This is a genomic window from Candidatus Methanoperedens sp. (genome assembly GCA_027460535.1).
In the GTDB taxonomy this organism is placed as follows: Archaea; Halobacteriota; Methanosarcinia; order Methanosarcinales; family Methanoperedenaceae; genus Methanoperedens.
Genome location: JAPZAR010000022.1, coordinates 21,584 through 37,874 on the forward strand (window position 1 = coordinate 21,584; position 16,291 = coordinate 37,874).

Consider the following 16,291-nt stretch of genomic DNA (forward strand, 5'->3'; position numbering starts at 1 on the left):
CTTATTATCTAAAACACTTTACACAGGATAAAATAATATCTTTATCACGCGTTACTCTTTTTGCCAGCTCGATCCCTTCAGATAGACTAGTAGCATATTGAATTTTTGCTGCATTGTCCAGAGCGAGCGGCCGCATTCTTTCACCGACAAGGACCAGGGCATAAAGTTCATCGAGGTGCATGTCGATAAATTTCCTGACACCGGAAGGATCAAGCCCTTCACATACCTCCTTTGCCTCTTCCCCAAGCACCATGACGATTTTGCCACCCGGAGCCTTCGAGTATTGCAGAGCGCTCTCAGCAACCCGGATATTCATGCCTGAGTTCGAGTTATCTATTAGCGTCCTCCCGCAAAAGGCCGTTTTTCTCATTCGGCCTTCCACCCCCCTGAATTCCTGGAGAGTGTGCTCTATTGTTTCGGCATCCACATCCATTGCAAGGGCGGCCGCTGTTGCACACACAAATGCCGTCCTGTAAGAACCTATGTCATAATTCGGGTTTTCATGGATGCTAATCCTGGCCTGTCTTTTGTTCAAATAGCTGGCTATTTTTACACCTTTATTACTTATATCTTCATAGTAAACATTGCATGCGGCATTAACGGAATCAGAGAATGAAATAACATTGACATCCCTCCTGCACGCCCCGAAAGACCTCAGTGCATAATAATTAATTACGAGGGAACTCCCGGGTCTTGCATTAAGTATCATCTGGCGCTTTGCATCGCTTGCGAGCTTTGTATTGTTGGCGATCATGTAATCACCGGAAATTGTGGTTATGACACCTATGTCTGCACATCCTGTTCCACCCAGGGATATCTCGAATATGAGAACATCAGCGTCTATACCCGCCTCATCAATAGCATCCATTGCGGTCAATATACTTGCCGGCGTTATGCTCAACCCTGTCTTTATTGTCTTTTTCGTACTCCAGTCTTCCACACCGCGGCTTGTGTGAGACACAACTTTTCTATCACGGGATAAGACCTCAGCGAGCAGCAGCGAAGTGCTTGTCTTGGCTTTAGTACCCGTGATCTCGATTATGGTCTTGTCCTCCAGGTTGATGTGCGATAATATCTCTCCCACCGCTGCGTGATGCGATATAATGGGAATATTGTTATTTTCCGCATCCGCGAGCATGGGATAACCGGGATCGAGGTGGACAGGGGCTACGATCACATCAAAGTCATCCAAATTGACGGGCATCTGTGAGGTATTGATACCTTCCTTTTCCAGCCCTTCCGAATCCTCAAGGCTCAGGGTTTTATATACATCTATCCCGGTCACGTGCGCCGCGATCTTCTTCAACTTTCGGGCCAATACCATGCCGCCGTGGGTCAGGTCAAGCACGGCAACCCGGGAGTTCGTAAGCATCAGTTTGATGCAAGGGCTTCTTTTGCCCTCTTGAAAGCCAGCTCAGCAACCAGTTCGTCTGCTCCCAGCGGCTCTGAATAAATGAGCGTCACGTCCCTGCCGTCAAGCTTTATCATTGTTTTCCTTGAATCCCTGCTTATACCCAGTATCTGCGGTATGTCCTCCATCGTGTGGACACCGTGCGCCAGGAAAATCGGTACGGCCACTATCGTGGAGACCCCTGTACCCCTGAAGGCATCCAGCCCCTCTTTCATGGTCGGGGTATTCATGTTCATAAAACCTGTTCGAACCACCAGGTTCTTGTATTTCCTGCCGATCAGTTCTGCTACCCCGGTGACAACTTCTTTGTTATGGGGGTGTTTACTTCCATGTCCGAGTGCCAGTATTCCGATCTTCTCGCTCATAAAAATCCTCGCTTAATCGTGATAATTCCGTGATTCTAATAGCTATTGGCTATAATAACACTTTTGTTTCCAAAATACTGCTTCAAGGAATCGACTTTCTTGAAAAAGTATAAATACTAACCAGTAAATATAAAAACATAATAAATTCTTTAGAAGGGAATTTAAATACTGAGGGCGATACAGAGGATGAGTAAATGAGTTTTGGGCTTTTATTGAATGCGATCGTTTGCTTCGCTATTGTGCTTGCAACTTTTGGTTTCACGGTCAACCTCCATCAAAATAAAAAGAACCAGAAAGAGGAGAGCATACCTACTGTCAACGCCCTCATGGTGTTCTGGTCGCTCGTGGGATTGTTTTTCTTGTTCGCAGGTTTAAGAACGCTCGCAGCGTACGGGGATTTCAAAGAAATAGAAACGATCCTCTATTATATCGGTTCGGTCCCGTTTGTGATCGTTACAGTACCCCTGGTGTATTTTATCATATATGTCATCCTGGGGGATAACCGCATCAGCATCGGAGTATCGACTGTGTTCCTTATCTTCGGGGCGATATACCTTATCGCCCTGTTCGGTTTCGGGATAATCGGCCCAAATACCGAGGAATGGGGTTCCACATTCGAAGTCAATAGCGACATAGCGATCAATGTCTATCTCTCAGGATTGTTTATCGTTCCGACAAGCATGATCATGGGTCTCTTGCTCCTTATACTGCTCAGGCAGATCCCAAGGAAGCTCCAGAACAGGATCGCTTTTTTGTTGGTTGCTATTTCCCTGATATTTGATTTCATGCTTCTGGATAATATAGCGCCCAGTGGCCAAACCCAGATGGCTGCGAGGATTTTCGTGTTCATTGGCGTTGTTCTTGGTTTCTTTGTCTACTTTACACCCATGAACCTAGACCAGAAACTTGATTTGATGGAAAACAGATTGGGTCTATCTCAGACTGAGATTGAGGACTTTGAGGATAATGAAGAGTGAGGGACTATGCACATTGATATTGAATTTGAAAAGGAAGTGGCAAACTTCTATCAATCAATGGGAATGAACACAGGTCCGGGGGATATTCAGTACAGGTTGATATTGCTTGTCCTTGCAGAAAATGGCGAGGAGAAAGTTACCAGGTTCTCCGATATGAGAGAATATACTGACAAGGTGGCGGACAGGGGAAGCATAGGCAGCAAGTTGAAGGGCATTTTCCAGCTTGAGGGACTGGCTTTGAAAGTCGGCCACGGGGGGTATGTAATAACCCATAAAGGTTTGCTGGCGGCGGATTTTATCCAATCCACCTCACAGTACTATAAGAAGGTCAAGGTTACTGAGAAGATCATCGACAGGATTCCGTATTGAACTTTGAATTTGTCATTGCCTTTTTCGAGAGCGGAGTAAATTAAAAGATTCATATTTATGTTATTCTGTTGGCTGTTAAAGATTTACAACCATTAACTATATATATAAAAACTCCCATAAGATATTATTATACTCATGATGAGTATAAGAAAATGGAGGAAACCATATGAAGGCGTTATCAAAGAATGAACAGGCACAGGCGGGCGTCGGCACGCTCATCATATTCATAGCAATGGTGCTGGTGGCTGCCGTCGCTGCTGCCGTGCTTATCCAGACATCAGGTACGATGCAGTCCAAGAGTACATCAACCACAAAGGAGGCTGCAGCGGCAATCGGAGAAAATATCAATGTGGAATCTATCGATGGAGTTGCTGCCGCTGCTGGTACATTAAATGGTATTAACATTACAATAAGACCTGCAGCAGGTAGTTCGCAGATTGACTTAAGCAAGGTTTTGTTAAAAATGGGCACAAACCCCTATAGCTATAGCAATACTACAATATCAGGAAGCACGTTCAGAGTGTTTTCATTAAGGGATCCAAGCAACCTTACCGCTACTACAATCAATACTTACAGCGGTTCATCCAGTCCGGCGCTTGGAACTGGCGCGTTAGTGAGACTCGATGCCGATGTCTCAGGTTTGAACCTTGTATCGAAGGCGAGTGTAACACTTACACTGACCCCAGAAAAAGGCAATTCGTTCAACCTGCAATTGACACTTCCAGCGATTGCCGCAGGTAGCAATTCGATATACCCCTAAAGTATATCGAACTTTTTTTTTAATCCCGGTATTTTAAAAATATTGTATAACAGGATAGCACCAATTGAAACGGTCACTTCTTATAATAATCTTTAAGTCAAAGTATGCAGATATAATAATAATATAACTAATTATCAATAAGGCATTGGATTATGGGCTCGGAAACTTCGGTTGTGGTCGCATTGTTCTTTCTTGGTTTTCTGGTCGTATCTGCCGCAGTATACTCATCTGGTGATTATTCTAACAATCTTGTAAAAAAAGCGCAGTATGACCATGATACCATGAAAAACTCCAAGATGCAGACAGATATCAAGATAACAAATGTCTCATTCTCGAATTTCTCTGGAAATGTCTCTCTGAATGTTACACTTAAAAACACAGGCAAGACCACGCTAAATGCAAGCCTGCTGGAGATCTTTGTTAACGGTATATATTATGATTCCTCCTACTGCATGTCAAAAATAAATTGGAATACATGGGTTTCAGAACAAACCACGAACATAATTTTTTCCAGAACGCCAAATATCTGGATAGATAACACATCAAGCACTTTAATCGCAACTGGTTCTTCGATTACATGGTCGCACACCGTCAGGTCGGTGTCGAACTCATTGTTGGTAGTCGGGGTCGATATTGATAAGAGTGGTGCATCAGTCACGAGAATTACTTATGCCGGGGTTCCTTTGACAAGAGCAGCGTATTCTGTGGTGACCACTGGTGATGCGGTGAGAGCAGAATTGTGGTATCTGGCAAATCCTACGGCTGGAAACAACAATATAGTAGTGAATCTTAGCATGACAGCACAAGCAGCAGTAGCAGGAGCCGTATCCTTTTCAGGCGTGGACCAGACAAACCCGATTCCTACAACAGGGACAAATAATGGCTCAAATAACAATGCAATCACCTCAATAACAACGGCTAATGCCAATGCCTGGATTATCGATACGGTAGTACGGGACAATACAGGTGTAAAGGCTGCAACAAGCCCTCAGGTGGAAAGATGGAATATAGCAACAGGCGTCAGCGGAGGCGGAAGCACAAAAAACACCAGCACTCCAGGATCTCAAGCAATGAGCTGGAGCGGCACCTCAGGGTGGGCGCAGGTTGTAGCAGAAATAAAGCCAGCCATATGTAATACGCCCACGAACGGTCGGGTAAAAGTTGTAACAGAGAACGGGATATGGGATTATGCGATTGCATCTTAGTTGATAAATGGGATATTGATTTCATACAGGATGTTATATGGCAGGCTTTGCACCCGAACCCTTAATTTTTGCAGACTTCATGTGCAAGTGCGACTTTAGTGCAAAGCCTTTTTTATCGCAACCTTTAAGTCAAGATATATCATTATAACAATGATGAGCATAATAGAGGACTTAAACTATGGGCGCATCAACTTCAATCGTAGTTGCATTGTTCTTTCTTGGTTTTCTGGTCGTGGGTGCTGCAGTTCACTCATCTGGTGATTATTCTAACAATCTTATAAAAAATGCCCAGTATGACCAGGATACCATGAAAAAAGCAAAAATAAAGACGGATGTCACGATAACGAACGTCTCACTCTCAAGTAAATCAGGAAATGTCTACCTGAATATTACACTTCAAAACACAGGCGAGACCACGCTCAATGCAAGCCTGCTTGAGATTTTTGTCAACGGGAGCTATTATTCCTCTTACAATTTGACGCCTTCGAGAAATTACACATGGGTTCCTCAGAATAAGTTGAATATCTCTCTCTATCCAATGAATTATACCAACACCACAGGCAGGCGGGTAAAAGTTGTAACAGAGAACGGGATATCTGATTATGCGCTCTCGCCGTAGGTGATAAAATGGGATATGCTGTCATAATGTTCGGGGTTCTTCTTATCATGTCGGTGGTAATGGGAATTGCGGTTAATTATGGGATTGCGAAGGACAGCCAGGTTGCGCCTCTCAAGGCTGAGAATGACTATGCTGCCAGGGAGGCGGGAAAAGCGCAGACTGCTCTTACTATTGTTCAGACGTGTATACAGACTCAATCAGGTGATGGTCGATATGTTGATGCCCATGGTAATGACCTATCGGAACAATATTTTTTCAATTTAACCGTTAGAAATAATGGGAGTATTGTATTGAATTCATCGAAACCAACAGTGATTTATCTATCAAGAAAAACATCAAACAATATCTATAATAGTTCAAAGATTGGATTTCCCAGGACTCCAGGTAACGTCTGGGCGCCCAGGACAAATGCAAGTCTGAATATATCTGACATTACGATTAACACTCCTGATGTGGGGTTTGGTGGCTGTACCGATAATTCCTGTTATTCGAAAAATCCATGGGATGAATTAAGGATACTGGTTGCGGCAGAGAACGGAGTTATAGTAATTCCTCCAACTTCGCCGATAAATTTCACGGGCATAGTTGGCACGAATACATCAAAAATTAACTTAAGTTGGAATGCGTCATACGATGTGGATGGAATCGCGTATTATCGCATATATGCTTTCGAGGATGATGGAGGTAATGATTTTCCCAATGATTTTTGCCCTCCCAGAGCTATTTCTATCACACAGATTCCAGCAAATGCAACGTTTTACTCCTATAATCGTCCCATTTATATAAATGATATTACCATTTATTACTTAACTGCTGTTGATAACTTAGGAAATGAAGGCGTACCATCCAGAACCATAGATTGCCATACAACAAGTGGGTTCGTTTGTAAAAATAAATAAATAGCGAGAAAAAAAATGGCAGGCGAAGCAATAACCCAACTGATATTCTTCATAGGCGCGGTGGTGATAGCCGTGAGCGTCATTGGCGTGGTAACAACCAACGTGCATTCCATCACAGCATCCTACGGCATGAGTAGCCAGACACTGGCTGACCAGTTAAAGACCGACATTACCATAATCAATGACCCCGCGGCGATTCCCTACGATAACAATACCGATAATTACAGTTTCTATGTAAAAAATACCGGGAAAAACACGCTTGACCCCACCTCTGTTAACATGTTCATCGATGGGAATTACTATAACTTTTCAAAAAACTGGACGATAATGGACAAACCAGGTAGTTCTTCCTGGTACCCCGCCTATGTGCTGAGGCTGAATTATTCGTCCCCAGGACTTTCATCAGGAGACCATACTGTAAGGGTAGTTGCAGGAAACGGCGTATTCGATACACTGCCTTTCCACATCTGATATTTATGAATAGCGGAATACGGTGCTTCGATTTACCACGGGATGAACTGTGCAGGAAGCTTGGCGGGGGTTTCCCGCCGGGTTCGATCATAGTGCTGGAAGGGGGTACGGGCAGCGGGAAAAGTACGGTCTGCCAGCGCTTGGCATACGGGCTGATGGAAAATGACTTCTCGGTGACATATGTTTCGACCCAGATGACTACCAAGGGTTTCATCAACCAGATGTACTCGCTTGAATACAGGATAGCGCCTTTCCTTCTGAAAAAGAAACTTCTCTACATACCTGTCTTATCCCTCATAGACCAGGCGGCTTCGCGAGAAGATTTCATTGAACGGCTAAGAGAGGCAAAAGCGCTCTTTGAAAAGGACATAATAATAATTGATACCATATCTTCCCTTATCAAACACAGTGCCAACGTAGAAAAAAGCCTTGAACTTGTGTCTTTTTTTAAAAGACTGACAGGGATAAAAAAGACCATTATCCTTTCCATCGACCCGACTGAGCTTGACCCCAATATACTTTCTGAATTCGTCGGGTCTTGCGATATAAACCTCTCCCTGAAAATAAGCACACTCGGGAGCAGTATCAAGAGAACGATTATCGTGAATAAGTTCACCGGGGCATCTGCATCTGTTGACAGCATGGTCGGTTTCAGGATAGAGCCAAACGTTGGACTGGTCGTGGAAATTGCCTCCGTGTCGTGATGAAAATGAGCGAAGAAACTAGCGAGGGGCTTGAAGAGGCCAGAAAACGCAACAAACATCTGTCAGAATATCTTGATGAACTTCAAAAAACCAATAAAACTGTTCCTGTATTTATGCCACAGCTTTCCCGGGAGTTGGCTCTTGAGAAAACGCCAAATTTGATATACCCTGTGGGAGACCCGATATTCATACATATTTGCACAGAGCCGGGGATGGATATTCAGTATATTGTCATAGAACCTCGTTTAAAACCGGATGAAATAAATAAGTTCAATCTCATTGTTGAAAAAGTCCTTGAGAAAGGGCTCAAGAAAAATATTCAGGTATCAAAAGAGAATCTGAAAAAGACACTTTCATCACTTCTCGATGAAGTACTGCTGGTCGAAGGCGGAAAAAAACCAAAATGGTCCTCCCCGATTGCAGTGACAAGAGAAGAATATGATAAATTCGGCTATCTCCTGATAAGGGATATTATCGATTCGGGCCCTGTCGAAGCCACGCAGCGTGACCCTTATCTTGAAGATATCCATTGCGTGGGCTTAAATCCTGTCTCGGTTGTCCATAAGATATTTGGAAACATCGGTACCAATATAAGATTTGATTCCAAGCAATCCATTGATAACTGGCTGCGAACCATGGGTGAACGCATAGGACGGCCAATAGGTGATGCAAACCCCATTGCTGGAGGAACCCTCCCCAGCGGTTCGCGTATTGCCATAGCCTACAGCGATGATGTCAGCAGGCGTGGAAGTTCGTTCACCATACGGAAGTTCACAAAAACCCCTATGTCTATTACCCAGCTTATCAAATTTGGCACGATGAGCTCTCAGGAGGCCGCATATCTCTGGCTATGCCTCGAAAACGGAATGAGCGTATTTCTGTGCGGTGAAACCGCAAGCGGTAAGACAGCGGCAATGAATGCCACACTTGTGTTCATAGATCCCAAGGCCAAGATATACAGCGCAGAGGATGCAACCGAGGTAACTCCTCCGCATGATGTATGGCAGCAACTTGCTACCAAAGAGGATGGGGCTGAAGAATCGCAGGTTCACATGTTCACGCTCCTGAAAGCGGCGCTCCGATCGCGTCCCAATTATATCATTGTGGGTGAAATAAGGGGCGTAGAAGGAGCGGTAGCATTCCAGGCGATGCAGACAGGTCATCCTGTGATGTCCACTTTCCACGCATCATCCGTCAGAAAGATGATACAGAGGTTCATAGGTAACCCCATAAGTGTCCCGGTCACGTTCATCGATAACCTCAATGTATGCGTGGTATTGCATGCTTTGTACAGGAACGGCTTGCTCATCCGGCGCGTAACCGCGATCGAAGAACTTGAAGGGTATTTCGAGGAAGCGGGTGGTGTGGTCACGCGGGCAGTTTTCCAGTGGAATCCTGCTGACGATAAACATGAGTTCAGGGGCCTGAACAACAGCTTTATACTTGAGGATAAGATCGCAGGAAGACAGGGTTACAAGGATAAAAGGAAGATCTACGACGAACTGGAGACAAGGGCGAAGATTCTCGATGCCATGGTAGAAAATGAGGTTTTCGATTTTATGAAAACATTTGAGATCGCAAAGGCATATCGTGAAAAAGGTCTCCAGGGAATTCCCTTCCCGGTATGAGGTTGCATGACGTTTGAAGAAGCGATTAAAAATAACCCTCATCTTGGGAAATATGTCAAGGAATTCCAGGAAAAAAATGGCGTTATACCCACGTTTGTTCCGCAGCTTTCAAGGGATATAGATAAAAAGAACGTCAATGTCATATATCCCGTAGGAGATCCGATTTTCATACACATCTACGGAAATGCGAAGATCGAGCCGCGATATTATTCGATCGAGCCTGAGATGACAGAAATAGAAAAAGGAAAGTATGGAGAAATTTTAAGCCTTATACTGAAAAAGACACCACAGGAACCAGCTGCTGACAATTCAGAAAAGCTCAGGGCCCATTTGAAAAAACTCTTTGAAAAAGTAATAGCAAAAGGTGAAACCACCAAAGACAAAGGGAAGATTGCATTAACAGAAGAACAGTTCAAGAAGATCGAATATTTCATAGACAGGAACATAGTGGGGCACGGTATAATCGAACCTATAATCCGCGACCCTTATCTTGAAGATATTAACAATATCGGCAAATACAGCATTTTTGTTGTGCACAAGATTTTTGGGATGATAGAGACCAACATCCATTTTTCATCGGACGAAGAACTTGATGAATGGATGAGGGTGATGAGCGAACGCATTGCAAGGCCGGTGAGCGATTTCAGGCCGATAGCCGATGGGGCCATGCCTGACGGTTCGCGTATAAATATCATATATAGCAAAGAGGTAAGCAGGCGAGGTGGTTCATTCACAATGAGGAAGTTCAATGCCATTCCTACAAGCGTGATACAACTGATAAAGTGGGGCAGTATCAGTGCCGAAATGGGCGCCTACCTCTGGCTCTGCCTTGAGAACGGCATGAACGTTTTCGTGAGCGGTGAAACTGCGAGCGGGAAAACCACAGCACTTAATTCGATATTGCCTTTCATACAATCAAAGGGCAAAATCTACAGTGTCGAGGATACAGCAGAAGTCCTGGCTCCCCAGGAAACGTGGCAGCAGATGATCACGCGGGAAACAGGCCCGGAATCCTCCCGGGTGGATATGTTTTCATTGCTGAAACTGGCTCTACGATCCCGTCCTACCTATGTGATCGTGGGAGAGATCCGAGGTGTGGAAGGAGCAGTGGCATTCCAGGCCATGCAGGCGGGTAACTCCGTAATGGCCACGTTCCATGCCTCCTCAGTAAAAAAGCTCATCCAGAGGATCACTGGCGACCCTATCAAGGTCCCTGTCACTTTTATCGACAACCTGAATGTTGTTATGATACTCCAGGCGGTCTACAGGCAGGGTGTTTTTTTACGAAGATGCGTCTCTATGGAGGAAATTGAAGGGTATCTCGAAGAAGCCAAAGGCGTCATAACCAGGGCGGTTTTCCAGTGGGATTCCACTAATGACAAGCATCATTTCAGGGGATTGAACAACAGCTATATTCTGGAGAATGTAATTGCCGGGAAGCTTGGATATTCTGATAAAAAAAAGATATACAAAGAACTTGAGATCAGGGCGAACGTCCTTCAAAAAATGACAGAACAAAACATCACTGATTATTATAAAGTAAAAGATATTATATGGGCTTTCGAGCGGAACGGCGTTAACGGGCTTCCATTTGAATTATAGGCGAACAATGTTGAAAAAAGCATTTGATTGTATGGGCACGACCCAGGAGCAGTACATGTTGAAGGTAGCCCTACCTCTTGCATTTATGGGTCTTTTTTTCCCCATAATTATGCTTTTCATTCTAAGGGGCCTCTTAACAGGGATATTCCTTTACGTGCTTTTACTCGTACCCGTGCTCTGCATCGGGCTCATTTTCTTTTACCCTATTTCCGTGATGGGAGCCAAAAGGACCCAGATAGACCAGAATATGCATTATTATGTCACACACATGGGCGTGCTTGCGGCTTCCAACATGGGGAGGAAGGAGGTCATTCACAGCCTTTCAACGCAAGAGGCGTATGGTTATCTCGCCATAGAAACAGGGAGGATATATTCATTGATGAATGACTGGAACCTGAGCCTGGCACAGGCATGCAGGTTCATAGCGAAAAGAACGCCCTCGGCAATCTTTTCAGATTTTCTTGACAGGCTTGCGCACTCGGCCGAGGCAGGGGAACCCTTTGACCAGTTCATCTGGACAGAACAGAAGGTCGTGATGAATGAATTCGATACCATGTATAAGAAATCTCTTGGAGAGATCCAGATGACAAAGGAGATATTCATCGCAATGATGACAGCCCTTATCTTCCTTACATCAATTTCGCTTATAATGCCTGTAATTACAGGCATGGACCCGATCACACTAATGGCTGGTTCTATAGTTACATTCCTTGGAGCTGAAGGTGTTCTCGTCTATTTCATGAAAAGCAAAGCACCCAGAGATAAGATATGGCATACCCTGGACATAGAGACCGAGGCGGACAGATTTATCCGGATGTCTTTTCCAATATCGATAATGGGATGCGCAATAGTATCCATTCTGTTGATACTCGTTGGAGGAGGACTTCCTGTAACCATTATGATCGCCATAGCTCTGTCGCCTCTCGCGATAACGGGGTATTATGCCAGGAGAGAGGAAGAAATGATAAAAAGAAAGGATGATAATTTTCCCGGCTTCGTGCGCGCTCTTGGCTCCACGGCGGGAGCACGCGGTGGTATCATCCGGGATTCGCTGCGCAACCTCACATACCATGATTTTGGGCCCCTGACTGTTGATGTCAATGACCTGTATAAACGGCTTGAAACAAGGATCAATAAATATATGTCCTGGAATTATTTTGCAGCAGGCACAGGCAGTAACCTGATCGAACGGTTTGCCACCATATTTGCGGAGGGGATAGATAAGGGGGGAAAACCTGAGGTCATAGGGGAAATAATCGGGGATAACTTCATGAAGATCATCTCGCTGAGAAAACTCCGCTATTCTCTGGCAACCAGCCTGGTGGGAGAAGTATACGGACTGACCGGCGGCATTGCTTTCACCATGTTCCTTACCCTTGCTATTGTCAAAATGCTAATTGATATTTTTACAAATGCAAATGTGCCTTCAGGCATGTCCTCCATCATCTCGCTCAGCAGTGTCGTTGATATCAATTTCCTTTCATTGCTGCTTATGACGTTGATGGTTGGCCACTCATTTCTCTCTGCCATTTTATTGAGGGCTGTGGATGGAGGGAGTATTTTTAATTCCTACATTCACTTTGTAGGCATGGTATGGCTGTCTGCCATTTCAGCAGAATTATCATTTGCCGCAATGGTTCGTCTGTTAGGGTGAGTGAATATGGTCTCAAAGAAATTTACAACGCTCAGCCTGTTAATGCCCGTTGCAATGACGGCAGGCACTCTCATTTCGATATATATATACAAGAACTATCAACAAAGCCTGGCTATGGTGCCGATAGTTGCCAGTACCCTCTTAACTATCCTTCTTTTCTACACGTACGGAAAGACCAGGAGAGGTCATTAGGTTACAAGTATTTCACTGCTGCGAATGATTTTATCGAGGTCTCTTTCAAGCTTTGAGATCAAGTTCTTATCCATTTTCCTGCCGCGCAATTGTTCTATGAAAAGCAGGGATTTGGTATGGTCTTCTGGCAGGAGTTTCCATGTGGGTCTTTCCACATAATAATCTATCCCGCTCGCATATGACATCATCTTTGAACTGACCTCTTCGCTTATCCAGCCTATTTCGATATAATATTCAAGCACATCGACCAGGTTGTTCCGCCCCACCTTTTCCATAAGGAATTCGATCCAGTTGAGAATTACGATGGAGGTCTCAGGTCTGTTATCAAGGTATGGTAACCTCACACCCTGTGCATTATCCTCGTAAGGGGGCGCTTCCTCTTTTCGTTGCGTATTAGCAGTCTGGGCTTGGGGGGCATTTTGGGATTGAGGCTGGGGGGAGTTTGACGGCATGACTGGTTTTGGTCTTTGTCCGTCTATTGGTTTTATTTGTTCAAGAACAAGTCCTTTAACCTTCTCCGCTAAAGCATCATCCTGGGTCGCATGTGTTTCGACCGACTTTTTCAGTTCTTCCAGACTGAGCTCAAGAGTCTTGAATTTCATATCAAAATTCTCCGCAAGATCGGACGAAAGCTCTGGTTGCTTGAGGTTCAATTCTTCTATCTTCTTGTCAAGCTCGTTGATCTTTTCTGCCACAGGATTCTCTTTATCGCTCACAAACGGATTCACAGTGCTTGATACAACCTCGTATAATGATAATAATTCAAGAACAGTCTCATCGATCTTATCCAGTCTTTCTTTGACTTCGTCCGTACCCTTTTTTCCAGATGAGACCGTCTGCTCTAATTTGGACATCTGGGATTCAAGACCTTTTACTGCTTCCGCATTGGCTTTTATCTGCTCAGCTTTTGAATTGACCAGATCCTCAATTTTCTTGTTCAGCTCTTCCGGCGTCTTTCTAAGCTGCTCCCTGAGCTGCTCTATTACATCAGAAAATAAGGGGGCAGTACCCCGCGGATCACGAGTCCCTGAAGTTTTCTTAATTCTCTCAAGTTTTCTTATAAGGGACCCTTCGGGGATGGTTAACTTTCCAATTTTTCCCGACAAGTCGTTAAACATGAATATCTATTTCACCACATTTTCGTTATAAATACATCAGTATTATCATAATGAGTTATAACATTATTGGTGCATCCTTTAGTACGTATTATTATATATTTCTTTAGGTATATATATTTATTTCGTTTTTTTGTTGGTTCAAAACCCTTTTTCAGGATTAACGAGCAACGATTGGTGTTTGTTGTTCAAATTCTCCCAATTTTTAAAGAAAAGATTTAAACCAAAGGAATTTCAATTTAAATGATAATGAGTATAAGGACAATCCTATGTTTCATAATATTATGCTTTCTTCCGGTCGCGTCTGCAGGCACATATGATATCTGGTCTGCGAAGGCTTCAGGATTTATTAAATCCAACGAATCCTTATCTTTTGAAAATTACCGAATAACAGCAAAGGCTTTGGACAACACCAGAGCAGAGATCACGGTCTACAGGGACCAGAACCAGGTTGAAAAAAGCGAGTTCAATGTGAACCAGTTCAAAAAATACGATATTATAGGTGTAACCGTGCTTGGAATAAATGGAGACAGCACGTGGCTTTCGATCAGTAAACTTGAATCTAAAGATATATGGAGGTCGGTTGCCCAAACGCAATTAAAATGGGGTGAAACATATACGATTGAAAATTACACATTCGGAATAGATACTTTCGGGACTGATTCGGTGAATCTGATAATTTCGAACAAAAGCATGACTGAGACGAATGCATTATCGATCAATGACATCAAAGACTTTGGGAACCTCAGGATCGCCGTCAGGGACATCAATCGAACCGGTCTCGTAGATCTTGAGATATTTACGAACAAACCTCCTGCCATTAAAGCTGAGATATCCACAGACAAGAATGAGTACTTTCCAGGCGAAACAATCAATGTCTCGACAAATATCTCAAGCGATGCAATACAGAACATAGTTGGGATAGAAATGGGAAGCAGCCAGGCAGCGGAAATCCTGCCTGAGACTTTTTCAATGACGGGGTTTGACGGCACTCGATCCTTTCACTCCAGGATAACACAAATGCCGGCAAATTCAACAACTACCATCAGTGCAGCAATAGAGACCCGCGATTACAGCAATGACGCCTACCTGATCACCGTGAGCAAAGACGTCTTTATCAACCCGGAAATATCAATAATGAAACGCGTCCCTCCGGATACAGACGACGAAAACGTGACCATCTATCTTGACATAAACAATTCAGGCTCTGAGAGCAGGTCCATACGCATTCATGACACGGTACCCGAAGAACTTATCAAGAAAGAGCTGGATTGGAATATAGAACTTGGACCTAACAATTCCACGACACTCACCTACGAAGTGATACCAACAAAACCAGGGCTTTATTTCCTCCCGGCTGCCACAGCACAGTGGGAAGGCCAATCATCCTCATCGAAGAGAATGAAAATGAATATGCACATGCCGTATATATCCATGGCAAAAAGTTCTGTGGACGCTGATGGTCAGACCAGTGTCAAACTTGTTATGTCTAACAACGGCGACAGGCCTGCGCAAGTAATAGTGTCGGATAAAATACCTGAAGGCTATCCTTTAGCCAGCGGTTCAACAACATGGACAGGAAAGCTCGAGGCAGGCGGAAGTACTACCCTCAGCTATTCTTTAAAAGGAAATGCTGAAGTACTTCCGGAAGCGTTTGCGACATATCGCGATATTCTCGGAGTGACCCGGAGTGTAAAATCGAATGCCATTGCGGCCATAACAGCAGGCCAAACAGAGACAAGCGGCAAAAAAGAGAGTTCCACAGCTTTGAAATCAGACACTTCCGGGGTAGTCTCTTTTATGATCTCATCCTTTGCGGCAATTGCCGGCATAATTATGAGTGTGACATTGATTGCTTATTTGGTAACAGAAATTAAGAGGAGGATTTAGATGGAAAGTATATCATTTATAATATTTTTTATATATTCTATGATAACCCTGATGTTCCTAATATATATCTCGCCATTAATTTCAGCGCTTGTGATGTTGATAATTCCGGTAATTTCAGTTTATCTCCTGCCGGAACAAACGATACAGTTCCTTTCAATTCAGCAATTCTCATTCCTTCAAGGAACGCTGCTCATACAGAACATCCATATATTGCTTGCAGTCTGGTCCGCACTCATAGGGATAGTGGCATATACGGAGATAATATCATGGTACCTTCTGGTAGATGAAGCTCCAAAACCCAAAAAACCGGATGTTCCCGCAGCTGTAATTCCGATACCATCAAATGCGGAAGCATCCCAAAAATCGGTAAAGAGTAAAGTAGAGGATTTCCTGCTGAACCTTGGAAAAATGATGAGTGGAAAGAAATAGA

At 44.0% G+C, this 16,291-nt stretch carries 16 protein-coding genes; 13 read left to right on the forward strand and 3 right to left on the reverse strand.

Annotated elements, in window-relative coordinates:
* Positions 1 to 4: 4 nt before the first annotated feature.
* Both cfbE and cfbA read right to left on the reverse strand, forming a co-directional pair.
* Positions 5 to 1,372, reverse strand: coding sequence for a coenzyme F430 synthase (gene cfbE, locus O8C65_08905; protein MCZ7357040.1), 1,368 nt, complete (start codon positions 1,370 to 1,372; stop codon positions 5 to 7).
* On the reverse strand, positions 1,372 to 1,776 hold the full coding sequence (cfbA, locus tag O8C65_08910) for a sirohydrochlorin nickelochelatase (protein MCZ7357041.1): 405 nt from the start codon (positions 1,774 to 1,776) through the stop codon (positions 1,372 to 1,374). The genes cfbE and cfbA overlap by 1 nt, the downstream gene beginning before the upstream one ends.
* Positions 1,777 to 1,970: 194 nt before the next feature.
* On the opposite strand from cfbA, the gene O8C65_08915 reads away from it, so the two are divergent.
* The 11 genes from O8C65_08915 (at position 1,971) to flaJ (ending at position 12,664) form a co-directional block, all read left to right on the forward strand.
* A complete protein-coding gene (locus tag O8C65_08915) occupies positions 1,971 to 2,753 on the forward strand; it encodes a hypothetical protein (GenBank protein MCZ7357042.1) in 783 nt (260 codons plus the stop codon).
* A 6-nt stretch (positions 2,754 to 2,759) separates the two neighbouring features.
* Complete coding sequence (locus O8C65_08920) at positions 2,760 to 3,122, forward strand: hypothetical protein (GenBank protein MCZ7357043.1); 363 nt, start codon at positions 2,760 to 2,762, stop codon at positions 3,120 to 3,122.
* Between the two features lie 166 nt (positions 3,123 to 3,288).
* Positions 3,289 to 3,882: a hypothetical protein gene (locus O8C65_08925; GenBank protein ID MCZ7357044.1), complete on the forward strand. Its 594-nt coding sequence runs from the start codon at positions 3,289 to 3,291 to the stop codon at positions 3,880 to 3,882.
* A 152-nt stretch (positions 3,883 to 4,034) separates the two neighbouring features.
* Positions 4,035 to 5,087, forward strand: coding sequence for a hypothetical protein (locus tag O8C65_08930; GenBank protein MCZ7357045.1), 1,053 nt, complete (start codon positions 4,035 to 4,037; stop codon positions 5,085 to 5,087).
* 178 nt (positions 5,088 to 5,265) lie between these two features.
* Positions 5,266 to 5,706, forward strand: a complete 441-nt coding sequence (locus tag O8C65_08935) for a hypothetical protein (GenBank protein ID MCZ7357046.1) — start codon at positions 5,266 to 5,268, stop codon at positions 5,704 to 5,706.
* 8 nt (positions 5,707 to 5,714) lie between these two features.
* Positions 5,715 to 6,605: a hypothetical protein gene (locus O8C65_08940; protein ID MCZ7357047.1), complete on the forward strand. Its 891-nt coding sequence runs from the start codon at positions 5,715 to 5,717 to the stop codon at positions 6,603 to 6,605.
* A gap of 15 nt (positions 6,606 to 6,620) precedes the next feature.
* Positions 6,621 to 7,076 carry a flagellar protein G gene (locus O8C65_08945; protein ID MCZ7357048.1) on the forward strand — a complete coding sequence of 152 codons (456 nt, stop codon included), beginning with the start codon at positions 6,621 to 6,623 and terminating at the stop codon, positions 7,074 to 7,076.
* A gap of 5 nt (positions 7,077 to 7,081) precedes the next feature.
* A complete protein-coding gene (locus tag O8C65_08950) occupies positions 7,082 to 7,780 on the forward strand; it encodes an AAA family ATPase (protein MCZ7357049.1) in 699 nt (232 codons plus the stop codon).
* Positions 7,781 to 7,785: 5 nt separating this feature from the next.
* Positions 7,786 to 9,408: a type II/IV secretion system ATPase subunit gene (locus O8C65_08955; protein MCZ7357050.1), complete on the forward strand. Its 1,623-nt coding sequence runs from the start codon at positions 7,786 to 7,788 to the stop codon at positions 9,406 to 9,408.
* Between the two features lie 6 nt (positions 9,409 to 9,414).
* A complete protein-coding gene (locus O8C65_08960; protein ID MCZ7357051.1) occupies positions 9,415 to 11,010 on the forward strand; it encodes a type II/IV secretion system ATPase subunit in 1,596 nt (531 codons plus the stop codon).
* A gap of 7 nt (positions 11,011 to 11,017) precedes the next feature.
* Complete coding sequence (flaJ, locus tag O8C65_08965) at positions 11,018 to 12,664, forward strand: archaellar assembly protein FlaJ (protein MCZ7357052.1); 1,647 nt, start codon at positions 11,018 to 11,020, stop codon at positions 12,662 to 12,664.
* A gap of 188 nt (positions 12,665 to 12,852) precedes the next feature.
* Here the strand turns inward: flaJ and O8C65_08970 are convergent, their stop codons facing one another.
* Positions 12,853 to 13,974: a hypothetical protein gene (locus tag O8C65_08970; protein ID MCZ7357053.1), complete on the reverse strand. Its 1,122-nt coding sequence runs from the start codon at positions 13,972 to 13,974 to the stop codon at positions 12,853 to 12,855.
* Between the two features lie 246 nt (positions 13,975 to 14,220).
* On the opposite strand from O8C65_08970, the gene O8C65_08975 reads away from it, so the two are divergent.
* Both O8C65_08975 and O8C65_08980 read left to right on the forward strand, forming a co-directional pair.
* Complete coding sequence (locus O8C65_08975) at positions 14,221 to 15,861, forward strand: hypothetical protein (protein ID MCZ7357054.1); 1,641 nt, start codon at positions 14,221 to 14,223, stop codon at positions 15,859 to 15,861.
* 39 nt (positions 15,862 to 15,900) lie between these two features.
* On the forward strand, positions 15,901 to 16,290 hold the full coding sequence (locus O8C65_08980; protein MCZ7357055.1) for a hypothetical protein: 390 nt from the start codon (positions 15,901 to 15,903) through the stop codon (positions 16,288 to 16,290).
* Position 16,291 lies beyond the last annotated feature (1 nt).

Excerpts from the sequence above, each read along its gene's own strand:
- O8C65_08975 (MCZ7357054.1), top strand. The coding sequence starts at position 14,221 with ATGAGTATAAGGACAATCCTATGTTTCATAATATTATGCTTTCTTCCG.
- O8C65_08945 (MCZ7357048.1), top strand. The coding sequence starts at position 6,621 with ATGGCAGGCGAAGCAATAACCCAACTGATATTCTTCATAGGCGCGGTG.
- O8C65_08960 (MCZ7357051.1), top strand. The coding sequence starts at position 9,415 with ATGACGTTTGAAGAAGCGATTAAAAATAACCCTCATCTTGGGAAATAT.
- O8C65_08955 (MCZ7357050.1), top strand. The coding sequence starts at position 7,786 with ATGAGCGAAGAAACTAGCGAGGGGCTTGAAGAGGCCAGAAAACGCAAC.
- O8C65_08940 (MCZ7357047.1), top strand. The coding sequence starts at position 5,715 with ATGGGATATGCTGTCATAATGTTCGGGGTTCTTCTTATCATGTCGGTG.
- O8C65_08935 (MCZ7357046.1), top strand. The coding sequence starts at position 5,266 with ATGGGCGCATCAACTTCAATCGTAGTTGCATTGTTCTTTCTTGGTTTT.
- O8C65_08925 (MCZ7357044.1), top strand. The coding sequence starts at position 3,289 with ATGAAGGCGTTATCAAAGAATGAACAGGCACAGGCGGGCGTCGGCACG.
- O8C65_08920 (MCZ7357043.1), top strand. The coding sequence starts at position 2,760 with ATGCACATTGATATTGAATTTGAAAAGGAAGTGGCAAACTTCTATCAA.
- O8C65_08980 (MCZ7357055.1), top strand. The coding sequence starts at position 15,901 with ATGATAACCCTGATGTTCCTAATATATATCTCGCCATTAATTTCAGCG.
- O8C65_08915 (MCZ7357042.1), top strand. The coding sequence starts at position 1,971 with ATGAGTTTTGGGCTTTTATTGAATGCGATCGTTTGCTTCGCTATTGTG.
- cfbA (MCZ7357041.1), bottom strand. The coding sequence starts at position 1,776 with ATGAGCGAGAAGATCGGAATACTGGCACTCGGACATGGAAGTAAACAC.
- flaJ (MCZ7357052.1), top strand. The coding sequence starts at position 11,018 with ATGTTGAAAAAAGCATTTGATTGTATGGGCACGACCCAGGAGCAGTAC.
- O8C65_08950 (MCZ7357049.1), top strand. The coding sequence starts at position 7,082 with ATGAATAGCGGAATACGGTGCTTCGATTTACCACGGGATGAACTGTGC.
- O8C65_08970 (MCZ7357053.1), bottom strand. The coding sequence starts at position 13,974 with ATGTTTAACGACTTGTCGGGAAAAATTGGAAAGTTAACCATCCCCGAA.
- cfbE (MCZ7357040.1), bottom strand. The coding sequence starts at position 1,372 with ATGCTTACGAACTCCCGGGTTGCCGTGCTTGACCTGACCCACGGCGGC.
- O8C65_08930 (MCZ7357045.1), top strand. The coding sequence starts at position 4,035 with ATGGGCTCGGAAACTTCGGTTGTGGTCGCATTGTTCTTTCTTGGTTTT.